16 protein-coding genes are annotated in these 18,068 nt (G+C 37.3%); 2 read left to right on the forward strand and 14 right to left on the reverse strand.

Annotated features, from left to right (window positions below; all coding sequences use genetic code 11):
* Window positions 1–64: 64 nt before the first annotated feature.
* The 11 genes from prmC to BN3107_RS16520 all read right to left on the reverse strand — a co-directional run bounded on the left by prmC (window position 65) and on the right by BN3107_RS16520 (window position 12,164).
* Window positions 65–913 carry a peptide chain release factor N(5)-glutamine methyltransferase gene (prmC, locus tag BN3107_RS16465; protein WP_058308712.1) on the reverse strand — a complete coding sequence of 283 codons (849 nt, stop codon included), beginning with the start codon at window positions 911–913 and terminating at the stop codon, window positions 65–67.
* Window position 914: 1 nt separating this feature from the next.
* Entirely contained in the window at window positions 915–1,985 is a 1,071-nt protein-coding gene (gene prfA, locus BN3107_RS16470; protein ID WP_058308713.1) for a peptide chain release factor 1, read from the reverse strand.
* 79 nt (window positions 1,986–2,064) lie between these two features.
* Window positions 2,065–2,673, reverse strand: a complete 609-nt coding sequence (locus tag BN3107_RS16475) for a thymidine kinase (RefSeq protein WP_058308714.1) — start codon at window positions 2,671–2,673, stop codon at window positions 2,065–2,067.
* Between the two features lie 495 nt (window positions 2,674–3,168).
* Window positions 3,169–3,414: a type B 50S ribosomal protein L31 gene (locus BN3107_RS16485; protein ID WP_058308716.1), complete on the reverse strand. Its 246-nt coding sequence runs from the start codon at window positions 3,412–3,414 to the stop codon at window positions 3,169–3,171.
* 129 nt (window positions 3,415–3,543) lie between these two features.
* Window positions 3,544–4,833, reverse strand: coding sequence for a transcription termination factor Rho (rho, locus tag BN3107_RS16490; RefSeq protein ID WP_148434772.1), 1,290 nt, complete (start codon window positions 4,831–4,833; stop codon window positions 3,544–3,546).
* Between the two features lie 464 nt (window positions 4,834–5,297).
* On the reverse strand, window positions 5,298–6,584 hold the full coding sequence (locus BN3107_RS16495) for a UDP-N-acetylglucosamine 1-carboxyvinyltransferase (RefSeq protein WP_058308718.1): 1,287 nt from the start codon (window positions 6,582–6,584) through the stop codon (window positions 5,298–5,300).
* Between the two features lie 326 nt (window positions 6,585–6,910).
* On the reverse strand, window positions 6,911–7,768 hold the full coding sequence (gene fba, locus BN3107_RS16500) for a class II fructose-1,6-bisphosphate aldolase (protein WP_058308719.1): 858 nt from the start codon (window positions 7,766–7,768) through the stop codon (window positions 6,911–6,913).
* Window positions 7,769–7,931: 163 nt separating this feature from the next.
* Entirely contained in the window at window positions 7,932–8,291 is a 360-nt protein-coding gene (locus BN3107_RS16505; RefSeq protein WP_058308720.1) for a response regulator, read from the reverse strand.
* Between the two features lie 811 nt (window positions 8,292–9,102).
* Window positions 9,103–10,710, reverse strand: a complete 1,608-nt coding sequence (locus tag BN3107_RS16510; protein WP_058308721.1) for a CTP synthase — start codon at window positions 10,708–10,710, stop codon at window positions 9,103–9,105.
* 213 nt (window positions 10,711–10,923) lie between these two features.
* Window positions 10,924–11,442: a DNA-directed RNA polymerase subunit delta gene (gene rpoE / locus BN3107_RS16515; RefSeq protein WP_058308722.1), complete on the reverse strand. Its 519-nt coding sequence runs from the start codon at window positions 11,440–11,442 to the stop codon at window positions 10,924–10,926.
* Window positions 11,443–11,576: 134 nt separating this feature from the next.
* Entirely contained in the window at window positions 11,577–12,164 is a 588-nt protein-coding gene (locus BN3107_RS16520; RefSeq protein ID WP_058308723.1) for an AAA family ATPase, read from the reverse strand.
* Window positions 12,165–12,940: 776 nt separating this feature from the next.
* Here BN3107_RS16520 and BN3107_RS16525 point away from each other — a divergent pair.
* Together BN3107_RS16525 and BN3107_RS16530 are read left to right on the forward strand one after the other, a co-directional pair.
* Window positions 12,941–14,089, forward strand: coding sequence for a phospholipase D-like domain-containing protein (locus tag BN3107_RS16525; RefSeq protein WP_058308724.1), 1,149 nt, complete (start codon window positions 12,941–12,943; stop codon window positions 14,087–14,089).
* 19 nt (window positions 14,090–14,108) lie between these two features.
* On the forward strand, window positions 14,109–14,300 hold the full coding sequence (locus BN3107_RS16530; RefSeq protein ID WP_058308725.1) for a XapX domain-containing protein: 192 nt from the start codon (window positions 14,109–14,111) through the stop codon (window positions 14,298–14,300).
* Window positions 14,301–14,894: 594 nt separating this feature from the next.
* On the opposite strand, the gene argS is transcribed toward BN3107_RS16530, so the two are convergent.
* From argS to BN3107_RS16545, 3 genes are read right to left on the reverse strand one after another with little or no spacing between them, the layout of a single operon-like run.
* Window positions 14,895–16,562 carry an arginine--tRNA ligase gene (gene argS, locus BN3107_RS16535; protein WP_058308726.1) on the reverse strand — a complete coding sequence of 556 codons (1,668 nt, stop codon included), beginning with the start codon at window positions 16,560–16,562 and terminating at the stop codon, window positions 14,895–14,897.
* Window positions 16,563–16,575: 13 nt separating this feature from the next.
* Complete coding sequence (locus tag BN3107_RS16540) at window positions 16,576–17,004, reverse strand: DUF1934 domain-containing protein (RefSeq protein ID WP_058308727.1); 429 nt, start codon at window positions 17,002–17,004, stop codon at window positions 16,576–16,578.
* A 16-nt stretch (window positions 17,005–17,020) separates the two neighbouring features.
* A complete protein-coding gene (locus BN3107_RS16545) occupies window positions 17,021–18,058 on the reverse strand; it encodes an AimR family lysis-lysogeny pheromone receptor (protein ID WP_058308728.1) in 1,038 nt (345 codons plus the stop codon).
* Window positions 18,059–18,068: the final 10 nt, after the last annotated feature.

Below are 18,068 nucleotides of genomic sequence, written 5' to 3' on the forward strand. Positions count from 1 at the left end.
GCATTTGCTAGTCACAGTGTGGACAACTACGAAAACTTTTAAACTGTTAATCTATTAATTTTTATTAAATGATGGTCGCAACTACGATTCGGTCTTTCTGATTGATATCTTGGATTACGTTGACATCACTATTTGGGAAAGTCTTTTTAATGATCGAAGTGACAGCTTTTCCTTGGCTATGACCAATTTCAAATGCTAGCACTCCTTGTTTATTCAGAACCAAAGGCGCTTGCTCGATAATACTTTGATAAGCACCCAACCCATTTTCTTCTGCAAAAAGGGCCATTTCGGGGTCGAAATTTTTTACAGTGTCTGATAGGGAATCCGCTTCTTGATAGGCAATATAGGGTGGGTTCGAAACGATCATGTCTACTTTTTTCTCTCGTTCGATTAACGGATTTAGAAAATCACCCTGATAAAAAAGAATGTCCGCTTGATGCTTTTTGGCATTTTTTCTGGCAACCTGCAGGGCTTCTGGTGAAAGATCTGTGGCGATTACTTCCTTCTGCCATTCTTTCGCTAAGCTGACCGCAATTACACCGCTACCTGTTCCTACATCCACACAAGAAACGGGCTGCTTTTTTACGGTTGTTAGCAGATGGTGAATCAGTTCTTCTGTTTCCGGTCTTGGTATTAATACATGTTTATTCACATGGAAGCTTCGCCCATAAAATTCCTCCACACCTGTTAGATGTTGGATAGGAACTTTTGTTGTTGCGAGTTGTTCGATCTTGCTTTGATACTGTTTTAATATGGAAGGATCGATATTCTCACGCAAATTACTAATCAGTTCTGTTTTAGTCCACTTCAGTTCATGCAAGAGCAGAATCTCTGCTATTTTTGCTTCTGTATCATGTTCTTCTAAAAAAGAAGAAGCCCAGTTTAGGGCCTCGTGAATGGTTTGTGGAGTCATGTTATTCACCTATTTGTTCCATTTTCTTTGCTTGCTCTTCAATAATCAAGGCTTCAACGATTTCTTCCATCTTGCCTTCTAAAATCTGATCCAACTTTTGAATCGTTAGACCAATTCGGTGATCGGTCACCCTGTTTTGCGGAAAGTTATAAGTACGAATACGTTCAGAGCGATCACCTGAACCAACTGCTGATTTACGTGTTTGGTCGTATTCAGCCTGGGCTTCTTGTTGGAATTTATCATAGATTCGCGCTCTTAATACTTTCATTGCTTTTTCTTTATTTTTAATTTGTGATTTTTCATCTTGAATCGATACAACAATCCCTGTTGGCAAGTGTGTTAAACGGACAGCAGACATTGTCGTATTTACTGATTGCCCACCAGGACCGCTGGACGTGAAGGTATCAACACGAATATCTTTTTCATGAACATCTACTTCTACTTCTTCAGCTTCTGGCATAACTACCACGGTTGCTGTAGAAGTGTGGATACGTCCGCCTGATTCTGTCTCAGGAACACGTTGGACACGGTGTGCGCCATTTTCAAACTTTAATTTCGAATAGGCTCCATTTCCATTAATCATAAAGACAACTTCTTTAAAGCCACCAACACCTGTTGTATTGGAGTCCATAATATCGATTTTCCAACCTTCTGATTCGGCGTAACGCGAATACATACGGAAGAGATCTCCAGCAAATAAGGCTGCTTCATCACCGCCTGCTGCTCCTCTGACCTCCATTATTACGTTTTTGTCGTCGTTTGGATCTTTAGGTAACAATAATATTCTTAAACGTTCCTCTAACTCTGTTTTCTGATCAGACAGTTCACTGATCTCCATTTTCGTCATGTCACGCATTTCATCATCTAGATCATCTTCTAACATTTCTTTAGCATCATCTAGTTGGCTTGAAACATCTTTATATTCACGATATGCGGTAATAACGTCCTGTAAGTCGGATTGTTCTTTTGAATATTCTCTTAATTTTTTGGAATCATTAATAACCTCTGGATCACTTAATAATTCGTTTAATTTATCATAACGTGCTTCTAGCGATTCTAAACGATCTAACACGTACGTCACCTCTTTCTACAATTAGCAAAACTCTCTATTAAACAGTATATATAAAGTTGAAGGTACCGTCAAAATTCGATTAGGTTGGATGAACTTTTAATTTGCTTTTGGGATGGTTTGGTACTTCATGATGGTGGCGGCACCTTGGCTCATATGCTTCTTTTGCTCCTACTAATATAATAGGGTCGTCATATGAAGCTGGAGAACCGTCGATTAATCGCTGTGTTCTGCTAGCAGGAGAACCACAAACAGGACAGATTGCATTTAATTTTGTGACGAATTCACTTATTGAAAGCAGCTCTGGCATTGGTCCAAATGGTTCTCCACGAAAATCTGTATCCAAACCAGCTAAGATGACCCGATGCCCCTTATCTGCCAATTCCGTTACAACTGTTATGATATCCTCATCAAAAAATTGTACTTCATCTATACCAATTAACTCGATATCTTCTGAGACATCTTTCAAAATATCCATTGCTCTTTCTACCGGTTTTGCTACTACCTCTTGCCCATTATGGGATACGACACAATCGTCGCTATATCGATTGTCTAATTGTGGTTTATATACGGCAACAGATAAATTGCCATAGGTAGCGCGACGTACTCTGCGAATTAATTCTTCTGACTTACCAGAGAACATGCTCCCACAAATAAGCTCGATCCAACCGGCATGTTTCATAATATGCATGATGATGTTGCCCCTTCCAACAGTAATGTTTCTTTTTCATAGCGATATAACTCCCTCAGACACTAACACCCTGATAAGTTTCGCTAATAGTCAGTCAAGCTCAAATACAAACTGACTCTAATCTCACTTTATATCTAATCATTTTACCATTTTTCACGTAGTAATATGTAATCAACTTTGTCTAGGGTATGATTAATTTAATAAAAGACAAATTTCGCTTGATTCCACTTTTTTTGTCCTTCATTCAGCTTTTGAGAGACAGATTTTGCTTGATTCCGCTTTTTTTGTCCTTCATTTGGCTTATGAGAGACAGATTTTCCTTGGTCTCGCTTTTTTTGTCCTTCATTCGGCTTATGAGAGACAAAACTTGCCTGGTTCCGCCTTTTTTGTCCTTCATATACTATTTCAAATAAAAAACAGGCAAATTTGTGGTGCATTTGCCTGTTTCTAAGGATTTATTATCCTGTTCTATTTCGTTCAAGTAAAAAATACCAATTAACCCATGTTGTATTTTTTCTTGAATCGGTCAACACGACCGCCGACTTTATCAGCTTTTTGCTTACCAGTATAGAACGGGTGAGAAGCTGAGCTGATTTCTACACGGATTAATGGATAAGAATTGCCATCTTCCCATTCAATTGTCTCTTCGGACGATTGTGTAGATCCGCCTAGAAATTTGTAGTCAGAACTTGTATCAAGAAATACAACTTTTTGGTATTCTGGATGAATGCCTTTTTTCATGTATGTCCACTCCTTTTGCCCTGAATCCTTAGGAAACAGAGTTAGATTAATGCCTGTAAGCATTTTTTCGCACAGAAGCATTATATCAATCTCACATCCGGTTTGCAAGAAGTATTTACAAAAAGATGATTAGTTTGATTTTTTAGCAGTGCCTTTTCGTTTCATTTCTTCCTCAAGTACGGATAAGAATTCTTCATTATTCTTCGTCGAACGTAGCTTACGTAAAAATCTTTCAACGAATTCCGGAGAATCCTGCATGCTTTTGCGAATGGCCCACATTTTTTCTACATGATTTTTTGAAAGTAATAGTTCTTCTTTTCTTGTACTAGAGCGCGGAATATCAAGCGCTGGGAAAATACGACGCTGTGCTAAATGACGATCTAAGTGTAATTCCATGTTTCCTGTTCCTTTAAACTCTTCGTAGATGACATCATCCATACGTGAACCGGTCTCTACTAACGCCGTAGCTAGGATGGTGAAACTTCCACCATCTTCGATATTACGAGCTGCACCGAAGAATCGTTTTGGTCGGTGGAATGCCGCTGGATCAATACCACCTGATAACGTTCTACCGCTTGGTGGAATAACGAGGTTATAAGCACGAGCCAAACGTGTAATACTATCCATAAGTACAACGACATCTTTTTTATGTTCAACAAGTCGCATCGCACGCTCTAATACAAGCTCCGCCACTTTAATATGATTTTCTGGAACTTCATCGAAAGTAGAACTTACTACGTCTACATTTTCATCTACCGAACGTTCAATATCGGTTACCTCTTCCGGACGTTCGTCTACTAACAAAATAATTAATTTCGTATTCGGATGATTTTTGGCGATGCTATTAGCGATTTGCTTTAAAAGCATGGTTTTCCCTGCTTTAGGAGGAGCTACAATCAAGCCACGCTGACCATAACCAACCGGTGTTAGCAAGTCCATAATTCTAGTAGAGATTAATTTAGTATCTGTTTCGAGATTCATTAAACGATCCGGATACAATGGTGTTAACGCAGGGAAATGGACACGTTCTTTAGCCGCTTCTGGATCTTCTCCGTTTACAGCATCAACATGCAATAACCCATAATACCGTTCATTTTCTTTTGGAGGGCGTACTTTACCTGATACCTTGTCCCCATTACGCAAATCAAAACGGCGAATTTGAGATGCGGAAATATAAATATCTTCTGCACTCGGAGAATAATTAATCGGTCTTAAGAAACCGAAACCTTCTGTCGGAATTATTTCCAAGATACCATCCATAAAAAGATATCCGCTTTTTTCAGCTTGGGCTTTTAATATCGAAAAAATTAACTCTTTTTTTGTTAATTTGGCATAATAAGACACTTTATATTCCTTTGCTCGCGCATAAAGGTCTTTTAATGTCATTGATTCTAATTCTTTAATTGTTACTTCACTCACAAAATCACCACACCTATTCATTATTTATATTTTTCCATCTTCATTTTAATTTTCGAGATTAACAATTGTAGATTTTATAAACGTGGGGAATCGTAGCATAATTGACTCATTGATCCTTTCGTTTGTACAAAAAAATTGATGAAGTTATCGTATCTAACATTGGCCAATCAGCTTTGGAAACTCAATATGGAGCACCGAGATCGCTTGAAATCTCAAGAAGAGTATGAGATGGAAGCATGCTTCATCAATACTTTACTCAGTACTGATGATACTTTTGAAGTACACATTCTTCAGGAAGAAATGTGTGATTGATATTCTTTCTATATAGTACACGGTTACAACTAGATATTCAACTTTTTTCTGAGAAAAAACTTATTTTCTAGCAAGAAATAAAGATTTTCCTATCTCCTGAAACACCACTTAATCTTTCCAAGCGTAAAAAAAGAGACTAGTTTAGCCTCTTTTTAAGAATTTTGAAATTGTTGGATTTCTTTTTCTGTCATTTCTTCGCGCCATATTTTGGCACCAAGTTCATCTAACTTTTCGGTGATATTGGCATACCCTCGATCAATATGCTCTAGACCGGTTATTTCTGTAATTCCGTTCGCCATTAGTCCTGCCGCTATTAAGGAAGCACCTGCCCGGAGATCACTAGCTTTTACTTTGGCACCTTCAAGCTGATTAGGACCTTGTACAATTGCAGAACTACCTTCTACTTTAATTTGAGCATTCATGCGTCTAAGTTCGTCAATATGTTTGAACCTGGCTTGATAGATCGTATCTGTGACGACACCTGTACCTTGTGCTTTTGTTAATAATGCAGTAAATGGTTGCTGTAGATCTGTTGGAAAACCAGGGTGGACTAATGTTTTAATATCGACACTTTTTAATGTTTCACTACGATGAATTAACAATTGTTCTTCGCCTTCTTCGATATGTACTCCCATTTCTCTTAGCTTTGCAAGTAACGGCTCTAAATGCTGAGGGATAACATTATCAATTAAGACTTTTTCGCCTTGAGCAGCGGCCATGATTGTATAAGTACCTGCCTCAATCCGGTCTGGAATAATCGTATGCATACAACCACTTAATTCATCAACACCCTCAATCCGAATGACGTCTGTTCCTGCTCCTTTAATCTTTGCTCCCATACTAGTTAGCAATGTAGCCACATCAATAATTTCAGGCTCCCTGGCAGCATTTTCGATAATGGTACGACCTTTTGCCTTAACAGCTGCAAGCATAATATTAATGGTTGCACCGACACTAACAACATCAAGATAAATTCTCGCGCCTCGCAATTCGTTAGCACGCAAATAGATAGCGCCTTGCTCATTTGTTACCGTTGCACCTAGTGCTTCGAATCCTTTTATATGCTGATCTATCGGACGAGGACCAAGATAACATCCTCCTGGTAAACCAATTACGGCTTCCTTAAATCGTCCAAGCATGGCACCCATGAAATAATAAGAAGCTCTTAACTTCTTCACACGACCATTAGGTAATGGCATAGCTGTCATGTCTGCTGGATTAATATGTACGGTTTGTCCTCTTCTTTCAACTGTTCCGCCGATTTCCTCTAATAAGTAGCTCAATGTTTCTACATCAGAGATATCTGGTAAACCCTCAATAATTACTTTAGAATCAGCTAATATCGATGCTGGAAGCAATGCTACTGCACTATTTTTCGCACCACTTATTCGAACTTTTCCGTTTAACAAATGTCCGCCTTCTATAAGCAACTTCTGCATATTTTATTCCCTCGCTTTCAAGGAGTCCTAATAACTTTTGGCATAGTTGTCACTGTAATGTTAGCTTGTACGTTTCTGCCAAAATTATGTAATGTTTTTTTACAGTTAGTCCTATTATAGCTTATTTAAGATTGATTTAAAACAGAAGAATATTTTGACGCGAAATGGGTTCGTTTACTGGCAACTTTTGAGGGGTTACTGGCAACTTCGAGAGTTTTACTGGCAACTTTTCTGATTTACTGGCAACTTCGAGAGTTTTACTGGCAACTCCGGATGCCAAAAGTAAAACCCTGTTGACTATGCAACAGGGTTTTCTACTAATTATATTATTCTGCTTTACCTGAAGAACCAAATTCACGCATTTTTCCGATTACAGTGTCTTTAATTGCATCTCGGCTTGGTCCTAGGTATTTACGAGGATCGATCATTTTAGGGTTTGCTTCTAATACCTCACGTACTACTTTTGTTTGTTGAATTTGATTTTCTGTATTCACGTTAATTTTAGAAGTACCATAAGAAATCGCTTTTTGAATATCATGGATCGGAATACCAGTACCACCGTGGAGTACTAGAGGTACACCGGCTACCGTATTAATTTCTTCCATTTCTTTGAAACCTAAATTTGGTTCACCTTGGTAAGTACCGTGAACAGAACCTAATGCTGGTGCAAGGCAATCAATACCAGTACGTTCAACTAGCTCTTTACATTCGTTCGTGTCGGCATACATAATACCACCTTGTACACCATCTTCCTCTCCACCTACTGTACCAAGCTCAGCTTCCACAGATACTCCATGGAAATGTGCTAATTCTACTACTTTAGAAGTTACTGCGATGTTTTCTTCAAATGGATCATGTGATGCATCGATCATTACTGATGTAAATCCTGCATGAATTGCTTTTGCACAAGCTTCAAAACTTGAACCATGATCTAAATGAATTGCTACTGGAACTGTTGTCCTTTGTGCTTCCATTGTCGCCTTCACCATTGCTACTACTACATTGAAACCTCCCATGTATTTCCCGGCACCTTCAGATACACCAAGAATTACTGGAGATTTTTCCTCTTCTGCAGCTTGAAGAATAGCTTGTACATACTCTAGGTTATTAAGATTAAATTGACCTACAGCATAACGATTCTTATTAGCTGTTTCAAGCATTTCTTTCATTGATACTAATGGCATAGTTGCTCCTCCTTTAAGGTATGTATATAAAATTGTTTTGTCAATCGATCCTACTGCGAAAGATTGCACCCATTTATAGAATACCAATTCCAAACGAAAGGTGCAACAAAACAATCAATGGTAACCGCTTTCCTGTTGAATTTTTCGAAAATAATAGATTAAATTATTTTAAAATATCATGGACCATTTCTCTAATATCATTTAATTGAAAAGGTTTTCCGATTGTTTTGATTACTGAGTTAAAGTCTTTCATTTGATCGTTTGCTTTATCAGGTAGTCCACTCATCACGACCGTTGGCACAGAAATATTTTGTGCTTCTAGTTTCTTTACTAAGGAAGGACCATCGATGATTGGTAGCTTATAGTCCAATAAAATAAGGTCAGGTTGCTTGGTAGTTATAGCATCTAATGCTTCTTTTCCATTTATCGCGACTTCTACATTGTAGCCTTCTTGATGGATTACTTCTTCTAGTAAAAGTCTGATCCCGATTTGATCATCGACCACTAATACTGTTTTACTCATGTATTGTCAGCTCCTTTTATCTCTTTATTTCTTGTGGATGAATAAACTGGTTGAATTTGTCATATATTGCGAATTGATAGCTTTTTGTATTATGACCTTCTACTTATATTTCGATATTATACTTAAAAATCCTGCAAAAATCTTTTTTAAAGAAATATCCAAACATTACCAAAAGTCACGAAAGGCTACTCATGACAATCAAAAAACCAACCCTTCGCACTTACACATAATATGGATACCATGCAATAAAAGATGTAGTAATCTTGACATTATTTAACTGGTTAACCCCCGCTCCAGCTGCCCACTTCCCTTTCCGTGGGGTTTTCCCTTCAGCTAACTTTTCCAAGCAAAGATCGCTTGAAAAAGTGGATCTTCAGGTAAAACATTCCCACAGGAGTGAAAGTGGGCGGCCTGCGCTAATATATTGGTTCTACAACTACTGTGACAGGTAGCAATTTGAGCTTTTCCAAATAATGAATTCATAAAATGATAGAAATACCAATAAGCTTCCTAATGCTAGCATTGTAGAATATCAAAATAGCACAGGCGTCCACTTCAACTTCGCATTTGTCAGCGCGATCTGAAGATCCACTTTGTAAAGTGATCTTCTTTACAAAGTTAGCTGAAGACGCGTCCCTTGGAAAGCGACGTGGGCAAGCCGTAGCGGTTGGTACGCTCATATTTACTGTCAAAATTACTTCATCATTTATTACTTAGTATCTCCCTTATATTCTTTAAGAGATGCAATGTTTCCTATTCTCTATTTATAAAAAAACCGCCACAACTTAATGCTGTGGCGGGATTTTTTACATTATTTTACTGCATTTTTTTTTGCTGCGTTGATGAATCCTTTGAATAGTTGTTGTGGTCTGGTTGGTCTCGACTTAAATTCTGGGTGGAATTGGGATGCGACAAACCACGGGTGATCATCCAGTTCGATCGTTTCTACTAATTTTTCATCTGGGCTTGTACCAGAGAAAATAAAGCCGTTTTCTTCCATTTGTGTACGGTATTGATTATTAAATTCGAAACGGTGACGATGACGTTCATATACTACATCTTCATTTTCATAGGCTTCTTTTGTTTTGGTACCATCCTTTAGACGACACGGATAAAGTCCAAGACGCAAGGTTCCACCTAAATCTGAAATATCTTTTTGTTCTGGTAACAAATCAATGATTGGATATGGTGTTTTTGGATCAATTTCAGCAGAATTCGCACCTCTAAGCCCTAACACATTACGAGCAAATTCAACTGTAGCAAGTTGCATACCCAAACAAATACCTAAGAAAGGCAATTTACTTTCTCTAGCATGGCGAATCGCTTCAATTTTGCCTTCTATACCACGATCACCGAATCCTCCTGGTACCAGTAAACCATCAACATCCTTTAATTCATTTGCAACATTTTCTGCACATACTTCCTCCGCATTTATCCACTTTATATCTACATCAGCATCATGAGCAAAACCTGCATGTTTTAAAGCTTCTACTACAGAAATATAGGCATCCGGTAATTCAACATACTTTCCGACAAGGCCAATCGTAATTTTTTTCGATAAGTTTAAAACTCGTTCCACTAATGCATTCCATTCCGTCATATCTGCCTGTTTGCTATCTAAGCCAAAGTGATCACATGTTAATTGATCTAATTTTTGTTCCTGCATCGCTAATGGTACATGATAAAGTGTGTCGGCATCTCCGGATTCGACCACAGCTTTTTCATTAATATCACAGAATAATGCTATCTTTTCTTTCATTTCTTGACTAATCGCATGTTCTGTTCTTAATACGATCACATCTGGCTGAATTCCTAATGAACGCAATTCCTTGACACTATGTTGAGTCGGTTTTGTTTTTAATTCCGCCGCTGCTTTAATATATGGTACTAGTGTACAGTGAATGTACATCACATTCTCTTTACCGATATTACTTTTAATTTGGCGAATCGCTTCGATAAATGGAAGTGATTCTATATCACCGACAGTACCACCAATTTCAGTAATGACGATATCTGCATTCGTTTGTTTACCAGCTTGGAACACTTTATCTTTAATTTCGTTGGTGATATGTGGAATTACCTGAACCGTTCCACCTAAATAATCACCACGACGCTCTTTTTTAATAACCGTAGAATAAATTTTTCCTGTAGTAATATTACTATACTTGTTTAGATTAATATCGATAAAACGTTCATAATGCCCTAAGTCTAAATCAGTTTCTGCACCATCATCTGTAACAAAAACTTCCCCATGCTGATAGGGACTCATCGTTCCCGGATCGACATTGATATATGGATCAAATTTTTGAATCGTTACTTTTAATCCTCTGTTTTTTAATAAACGTCCTAAAGATGCGGCTGTAATTCCTTTTCCAATAGAAGAAACAACACCACCAGTTACAAAGATATATTTCGTCACACTGTATCCCTCTTTCTTTTATAATTGTTCTATCTATTGCTTAGTATTCATCTTTCTATTATCTCTATGTAATACTAAACTTGTTTAAATAGTTGGTAAAAAAATAAAAAGCGCTCCCCTTAAGCAGGGGAACGCTGTATATTATCCATTAAATTATGGAGCCCAATAAAAATTTTACTCAGAAGCTATCTGAAAGTCAAGTATCTCTTCGAACTATTTTTCTTCTTCGTCATCTTCTGTGTCAAAGTCATCGTCGACATCATCGTCTAAGTCATCATCATCGAAGTCAAAATCATCGTCTACAATGTCGGTGTCTGTATCTAAATCATCGTCATCGAATCCAACAACATCTTTATCAACAATAGTTTCATCTAGATCTTCTGTTTCGTCTACTTCTTCGACAGGAGCTTTTTTCTTCACTGCTTTTTTCTTTTTCTTCTTTTTCTTTGGTTCAGGCGTAATATCTTCATCAATTTCTTCGACTGGATACCATTTTTTCAAACCCCATAGGTTCGATCCCTTTGTCATAAACCGTCCATCGATATTCAAGTCTGTATAAAACTGAGAGATCCATAAGTCTTTATCTGCTTCAGAAAAACCTTTTAATTTTGCGACACGATCAAAAATGTCACGAAAATCCATTGCTTTATTTTCTTCTTCCAACACTTTTGTTGCAATATCAATCATTGCCATATTATCTATTTTTTCTTGATTTAATTCCTTTAATTTCACGTTATAGCACTCCTTTTATCTCAATCAATATGTAAACAAATTCCAATGACCAGTTACGTTCTACCATCATATTATATGGCTTTGTTCTTTGAATTGCAACAATCTTTCAAGGTGCTATTTTTTAATACAGACAGTTACCTCGTGATAAATGATACTAATTTTTCTACTTTCTCATTGGTTAAATCTCCTGCATTATCAAAAATGTTGATATTCTCCTCAGGAATATCCCAATTAATAGTAGGCACAAAGTCTACTCGTGTTTCATAGGAATCCCAATTATCAAGTTTCCATGTGTCTCGAACTGTTCCACGCTCTTCAATACGTTTCCGTTGTTGCTCAATGTCTTGTAAGGTAACCACTACTACTTTGACATCAATATCATCTTTTGTTTTTCCGCTGGCTGCGATGACTTCTTCGATCCATTCTTTATTTTTAAGCTCTGCTGTAAATGGAGAAATCATAAAAACATTTTGTCCAACGCGTAAGTTTTCAATACATATATCTTTTGTTGTATCGTACTCTAAGTCTCGTAGATTTTTTTTATAAAAATCAGAGTCACGATCATTCGGATCAAGGTCATTCATTTCGAGAAAACGTTCTACAAACCGTCCTCCTACTGTATCACGATCAAGAAAAGCACATGGAATCTTTTCTGAAATTTTTTCTGCAACGGTTGTTTTACCAGTACCTGCTACTCCTACAAAAAATACTAACTTTTGCACGACATCCACCTCTTTTAAATTATCTATTCCTTCTATATGTTAACGTATTCTACTGAAAAACGCATCCATTAAGTGATTAAGTGAGACTTACATATTCCTCTTAATTTCAAACAAGAGCGATGCAATATGTATGTTAGTAATGCTGTGCAATATATAATGTAGTAATTTTGACATTATGTGTGTGCTTAGCAACCGCTTCGGCTTGTTCGCTTCCCTTTCCACGGGGTTTTCCCTTCAGCTAACTTTTCCAAGCAAAAACCGAATGGAAAAGTGGATCTTCAGGGAAAACGAGTCCCATAGGAGTTGAAGCGAACGCCTACGCTAATTAGAGTTCTACAATAGATGCAAGAGTTTAAATAATGACTACTATCGCATAAAGTAAACAAAATACTTAAAGATAGATCAGATCAACATGATAGTTGTGACATCAGTTGTAGCATCCCTTTAAAGCGAAGGCGTCCGCTTTCACTCCTGCGGGATGTTTTTACCCTAAGATCCACTTTTTTAGCGAACTTTGCTTAAAAAGTTAGCTTAGGGTAAAAACCCACGGAAAGGAAAGTGGGCAAGCCGCAGCGGTTGCAAAGCACATATAAAATCTCATACTTACCACTTCAGCTATGTCGCATTACATTCCTAAAACGCATAACAAGCTTTTGTCAAAGCCTCTATGCTTGGCAAAACTTATCAGAAAGTTAAAGTGTTACCGACGCTTACACCGTGATTCATGATTTTAAAGATATTTGGGTACATTAAAAGATGAAATGAGGGAATAGCGTATGTTTATTATAATTGGAATAATACTTCTCTTAATCATTGACTTCCAGATAGGGAAATGGTTAATTGCTAAGCGAAATAAAAGCAATACATGGTTAACAAATACGGATCAAGTTGACGTTTTCACTTCTGGGGACCGGCTATTTGAGCAAATGCTAATCGATATCGAAGCTGCCAAATATTCAATTGATATGCAGTTCTTTATCATTCGGAATGATCGAATTTCCAACCAAATCTATTCATTACTTGTTAGAAAACAAAATGAAGGGGTAAAAGTAAGAGTGATGGCAGATTGGGTGGGCAGTTTGAGATTTCGTAATAAATGGTTGAAGGATAAAGTGTCGTTTCGCAAAATGAATCGTCCCACTTTTCCTTTTTTCTATCACCTTCAACAAAGAAATCATCGCAAAGTCTTGATTGTAGATGAAAACGTTAGTTATATTGGCGGATTTAACTTAGGCGATGAATATGTAGGAAAAGATAAGAAACTAGGTAGATGGCAGGATTACCATTTACGTTTGACTGGTGACATCATCGAAGTATTGCAGTCATCCTTTAATCTCGATTGGGATTCTCAAGCACAAACATTAGACAGAACTGATACTCAAAAAAATGCAGATGTCAAAGTGTTATCTACCGAAGGAAATGTTTTAGAAGACGAAATTCTCAGACTGATTTCGCAAACAAAGGAGTCGATTGAAATTGGATCTCCTTATTTTATTCCAACTAGAAAAATTGAAAAAGCACTTATAGTAGCATTAAAAAGAGGTGTTACGCTGACTGTGGTAGTCCCGGATAAAGCCGATCATCTATTAACGAAAGCTTCAGCCTTAGCATATTTCAAAAAGATGAAGAAATATGGGGCAGATATTTATCTATATAAGGATGGCTTTTTCCATGGAAAGGTGTTGTTTTTTGATCAAGCTATTTGTGATTTTGGTACAGCCAATTTTGACAGGCGAAGTCTCAGTCTTAATCAAGAATTAAATATCATTGTAATGAAAGAACATGCTATTTTCCACGAAATGCAGAGTATTTTTAGGAAAGACCTTTCTATTAGCAAAAAAATGACCGACGGATGGATCAAACATCAGCCTGTTCTTTTAAGGCTATTGATGTGGTTGACGATGCCTTTCCGGTCATTACTCTAAAGAATGGAGGTTGATCACTTTGCAAATTTTTTTAGCACTTATCACTGGTTTAGTCGTTGGATTTCTTTTCGCTTGGTTAAAACTACCCATACCCGCCCCACCTGCATTAGCAGGAGTAATGGGAATAGTCGGCATCTACTTAGGATTCCGCCTATTCGACTGGATCCAGCATTTTTTTAAAAGTATATCAAAGAAACAAAGAGCGACATGAATGAAATGGTAATTATGAAATATTTTAACTGCTTATAAACCGCTCCGGCTTGTCCGCTTCCCTTTCCGCAGGTTTTTCTCCTCAGCTAACTTTGGTAAGCAAAAACCACTTACCAAAGTGGATCTTCGGATAAAAACTTCCTGCAGGAGTGGAAGCGGACGCCTACGCTTTTTTATACTCTACAACTCCAGCAACTATAATCATATTGGCTTTATTCAATATCAGCTATGACTTTGTTTTTAGATTACTTAACATCAATAACAAATAAGATCCTACTGTAAAAATCCAAAATGCTAGCTTTTGCATTTTTTGTAGAACTTCATTAAGCGTAGGCGGCCACTCCAACTCCTATGGGACTCGTTTTTCCTGAAGATCCACTTTTCCATGCGGTTTTTGCTTGGAAAAGTTAGCTGAAGAAAAAACCCCATGGAAAGGGGAGTGGCCAAGCCGAAGCGGATACCACACACGTACATCATGTCAAAATTACCACTTCATTTATGTCGTACGTTCCTGCTTTCATTCGTTAAATTAGTCTTTATTTATTAGCAAACAAAAAGGCTGGAAAGAATCCAGCTTTTCTGATGATACGTATATTTACATACTCTCTGGTGCGTTTACTCCGATTAGTTTCATGCCATTTGCTAAGGTAATGCGCACGGCTTCCATTAGAGCAAGACGCGCTTTGGTTGCTTCAAGGTTGTCCTCATTGATGACTTTTTCTGCGTTATAGAAGCTGTGCAGATTTGCTGATAAGTCAAAAATGTACTGTGTGATCCGGTGTGGCGTACGATTAGTCGCTGCATCTGCCACCACCTGAGTAAATTCGCCCAATTTTTTCAATAACTCTTCTGCTTTTTCCGATTGCAGGAGACTTGCGTCATATTCCGCAAAATCGATCCCTTTATCTCCCGCCTGTTTTATCATCGTACAAATCCGAGCATGGGCATATTGTACATAATAAACTGGATTATCGTTGGATTGGGACTTCGCTAAGTCCATATCAAAATCCAAGTGGGAATCTGCAGAACGCATCACGAAGAAATAACGCATCGCATCAATGCCAACTTCCTCCATTAATTCACGTAACGTGACCGCCTTACCAGTACGTTTACTCATTTTGATCTTTTCGCCATTTTCAAAAAGGTTGACCATTTGGATGATTTCCACTTCTAACGTATCAGCATCATAACCTAGCGCTTGAATCGCCGCACGCATACGTGGGATATAACCATGATGGTCTGCTCCCCATATGTTAATCAATTTATCAAAACCACGATCTAATTTATTTTTGTGATACGCAATATCTGGAGATAAATAGGTGTAGGAACCATCTTGCTTGACTAATACACGATTCTTGTCATCATCAAAATCTGTCGAACGGAACCATGTCGCACCGTCTTCCTCATAGATATAACCTTTTTCTCTCAATAACTCAATCGCTGGAGTGATTTTATTCTCTTCATACAACGATGTTTCTGAAAACCAATGATCAAATGTTACACGAAACTGTTCTAAATCTTTCGCTAATTTATCCAATTCAAACTTCAAGCCGTATTCGCGGAAAAATGCTTGTTGTTCCTGATCTGACTTATCTAGTAATTGTTCACCATACTCTTTTGCCAACGTCTCACCGATTCCAATAATATCTGCTCCGTGATAACCATCCTCTGGCATTGGAAATTCTTTACCCAGTGCCTGCATGTAACGAGCTTGAACAGATAGTGCTAAATTATTGATTTGATTACCTGCATCATTAATATAATATTCACGGGCAACATCGTAACCCGCTTTTTCTAAAATATTACACATCGAATCACCAACAGAGGCGCCACGTGCATGTCCCAAATGCAGATCACCGGTTGGATTGGCTGAGACAAACTCTATTTGAACCTTTTCACCTTTACCAGTATTAGAAGATCCATAATTTTCTTTCTGTTCAAGAATGGTCGGTATTAGTTTGGTTAAGTACTGGTTATCGATAAAAAAGTTGATAAAACCTGGCCCAGCAATATCAACACTTTTAATTGATCCTGTTGCCTGATTTAATTGCGCCACGATATCCTCGGCAATTTGTCGTGGAGCTTTTTTTGCGATTCTGGCAAGTTGCATCGCAATATTAGTCGCATAATCACCATGCTCTTTATCTTTTGGCTGTTCTAGCACAATTGCAGGTATTTCTGCTTCTGATGCTAAATCGGCTGCTAGTACGGCTTGTTTAATTTCTGATTTCAAGGTTTCCTGCATTTGTTGCATCACGTTCATGATTTTACCTCCATTAGTCTTCTTTTTTTACCAAGATCGTTAATTGATGACGCCTTGGTTTATCACCATTTAAACTTGTTGAATAGCTAATAAATAATTTTCCGTTCTTATTTGCTTGTGGTGGTTGATAGGTCATTTGCTCTGTTTCTGTCTCCATATGAATGGTGCCGAATTGATGGCGGTAGACATTTTCCGTTATTTGCTTCTTATCGAATTTCTGTAGCATCGATACTGCTCCAGATCGTTTCACACTGACTTTATCTGGATGAATGGTAATCAGTGAATTTGTTTGTTCGTTATTTTCATTCTCTTCACTAAACGTCAATACCGTGGTATCGGCTTTTTCTAATAGTTGACCTTTTTCCTCAACAATTGTAATATCCTGTTTTCCCTGATCGACAATTTCCATTGTCATTTTAATGTTCACTTGAGATTTTATCACGTTATCAAACATCCTTCTATTGATCAAGGGCGTTTAACGCCTCGAGAGGTAATCTAGCATAAAAATAATCATCTCGTTCTTCAATAAATCGTTGATATGCCGTTCGTAATAAGTACTTGTCTTGTTTAGCTTGTCCTAAATAATATTGCTGAAAAGGTGTTAATTGTTCAAAATCAGCTAATATTTCGATGCATGTTTCATTATTACCTTCAGCAAAGGCAATATGTGCTTGCTCAGCTAAATCTAAACTCGTAATCCCCTCTGTTTTTTTATAATAGGCTGAGATAAATGGAAGGGTATAGTTTTTCAAACCGTATGTTGCTCGCTCATATGATAATTGCTCTGCCATCTCAATGGCTACGGACATATGATGCATCGCCTGTTCATAACTGTCAAACAAGTATCCTTGTGCCAAAATATTATGAATATCAATTTGTTTACGAGGGTTATTTGCTTCTTTTAATAGTTGATAGCCATATTTTCTTGATAATATTAATTCATTGCGTTTCCAATGATAAATAAATAAAGCTTCATTTAAACGAGACTCAAACAATTCATATAGTAACGGATCTTTTACCTGGATCAAAAGTCTTTTAATACTTTCATTAAAAGTTCCTATCTTGCCGTACTGATGCATATCAAAATAGCCATAGATATGCACAAGATCTTTGAGGATTCTTACCGTAATATCTTCCTCATTGATTTTCAGACGATTGACAGCTTTAATATATTTGGATGGTGTATCTGGTTTTAATTGTGTTGCTGCTATCGTTTTACGTTCATACATAATTTGGTAGATTCGAGCTGATTTGCGATTTACATCATTTGTTGCATATTTTATCTTATCGATCATTACTTTTAATTCATCATATAAGCCATTCACATATAAATATTCCATGGCAGTTCGCTGATTCTCTTCATTTTCGGTTGCTAAACATATTTCTGTCATATCTTTCAACTCATGGCACTGTCCTCTAAGCTGCTGATAAATAACGTGTAATGGCATCTCGGTATCATTTGCCAAAAAGTCACTCACAATTTGATTTCTTTTCATTCCAATCCCC

This window comes from Gracilibacillus massiliensis (genome assembly GCF_001458115.1).
Lineage (GTDB): Bacteria > Bacillota > Bacilli > Bacillales > Amphibacillaceae > Gracilibacillus > Gracilibacillus massiliensis.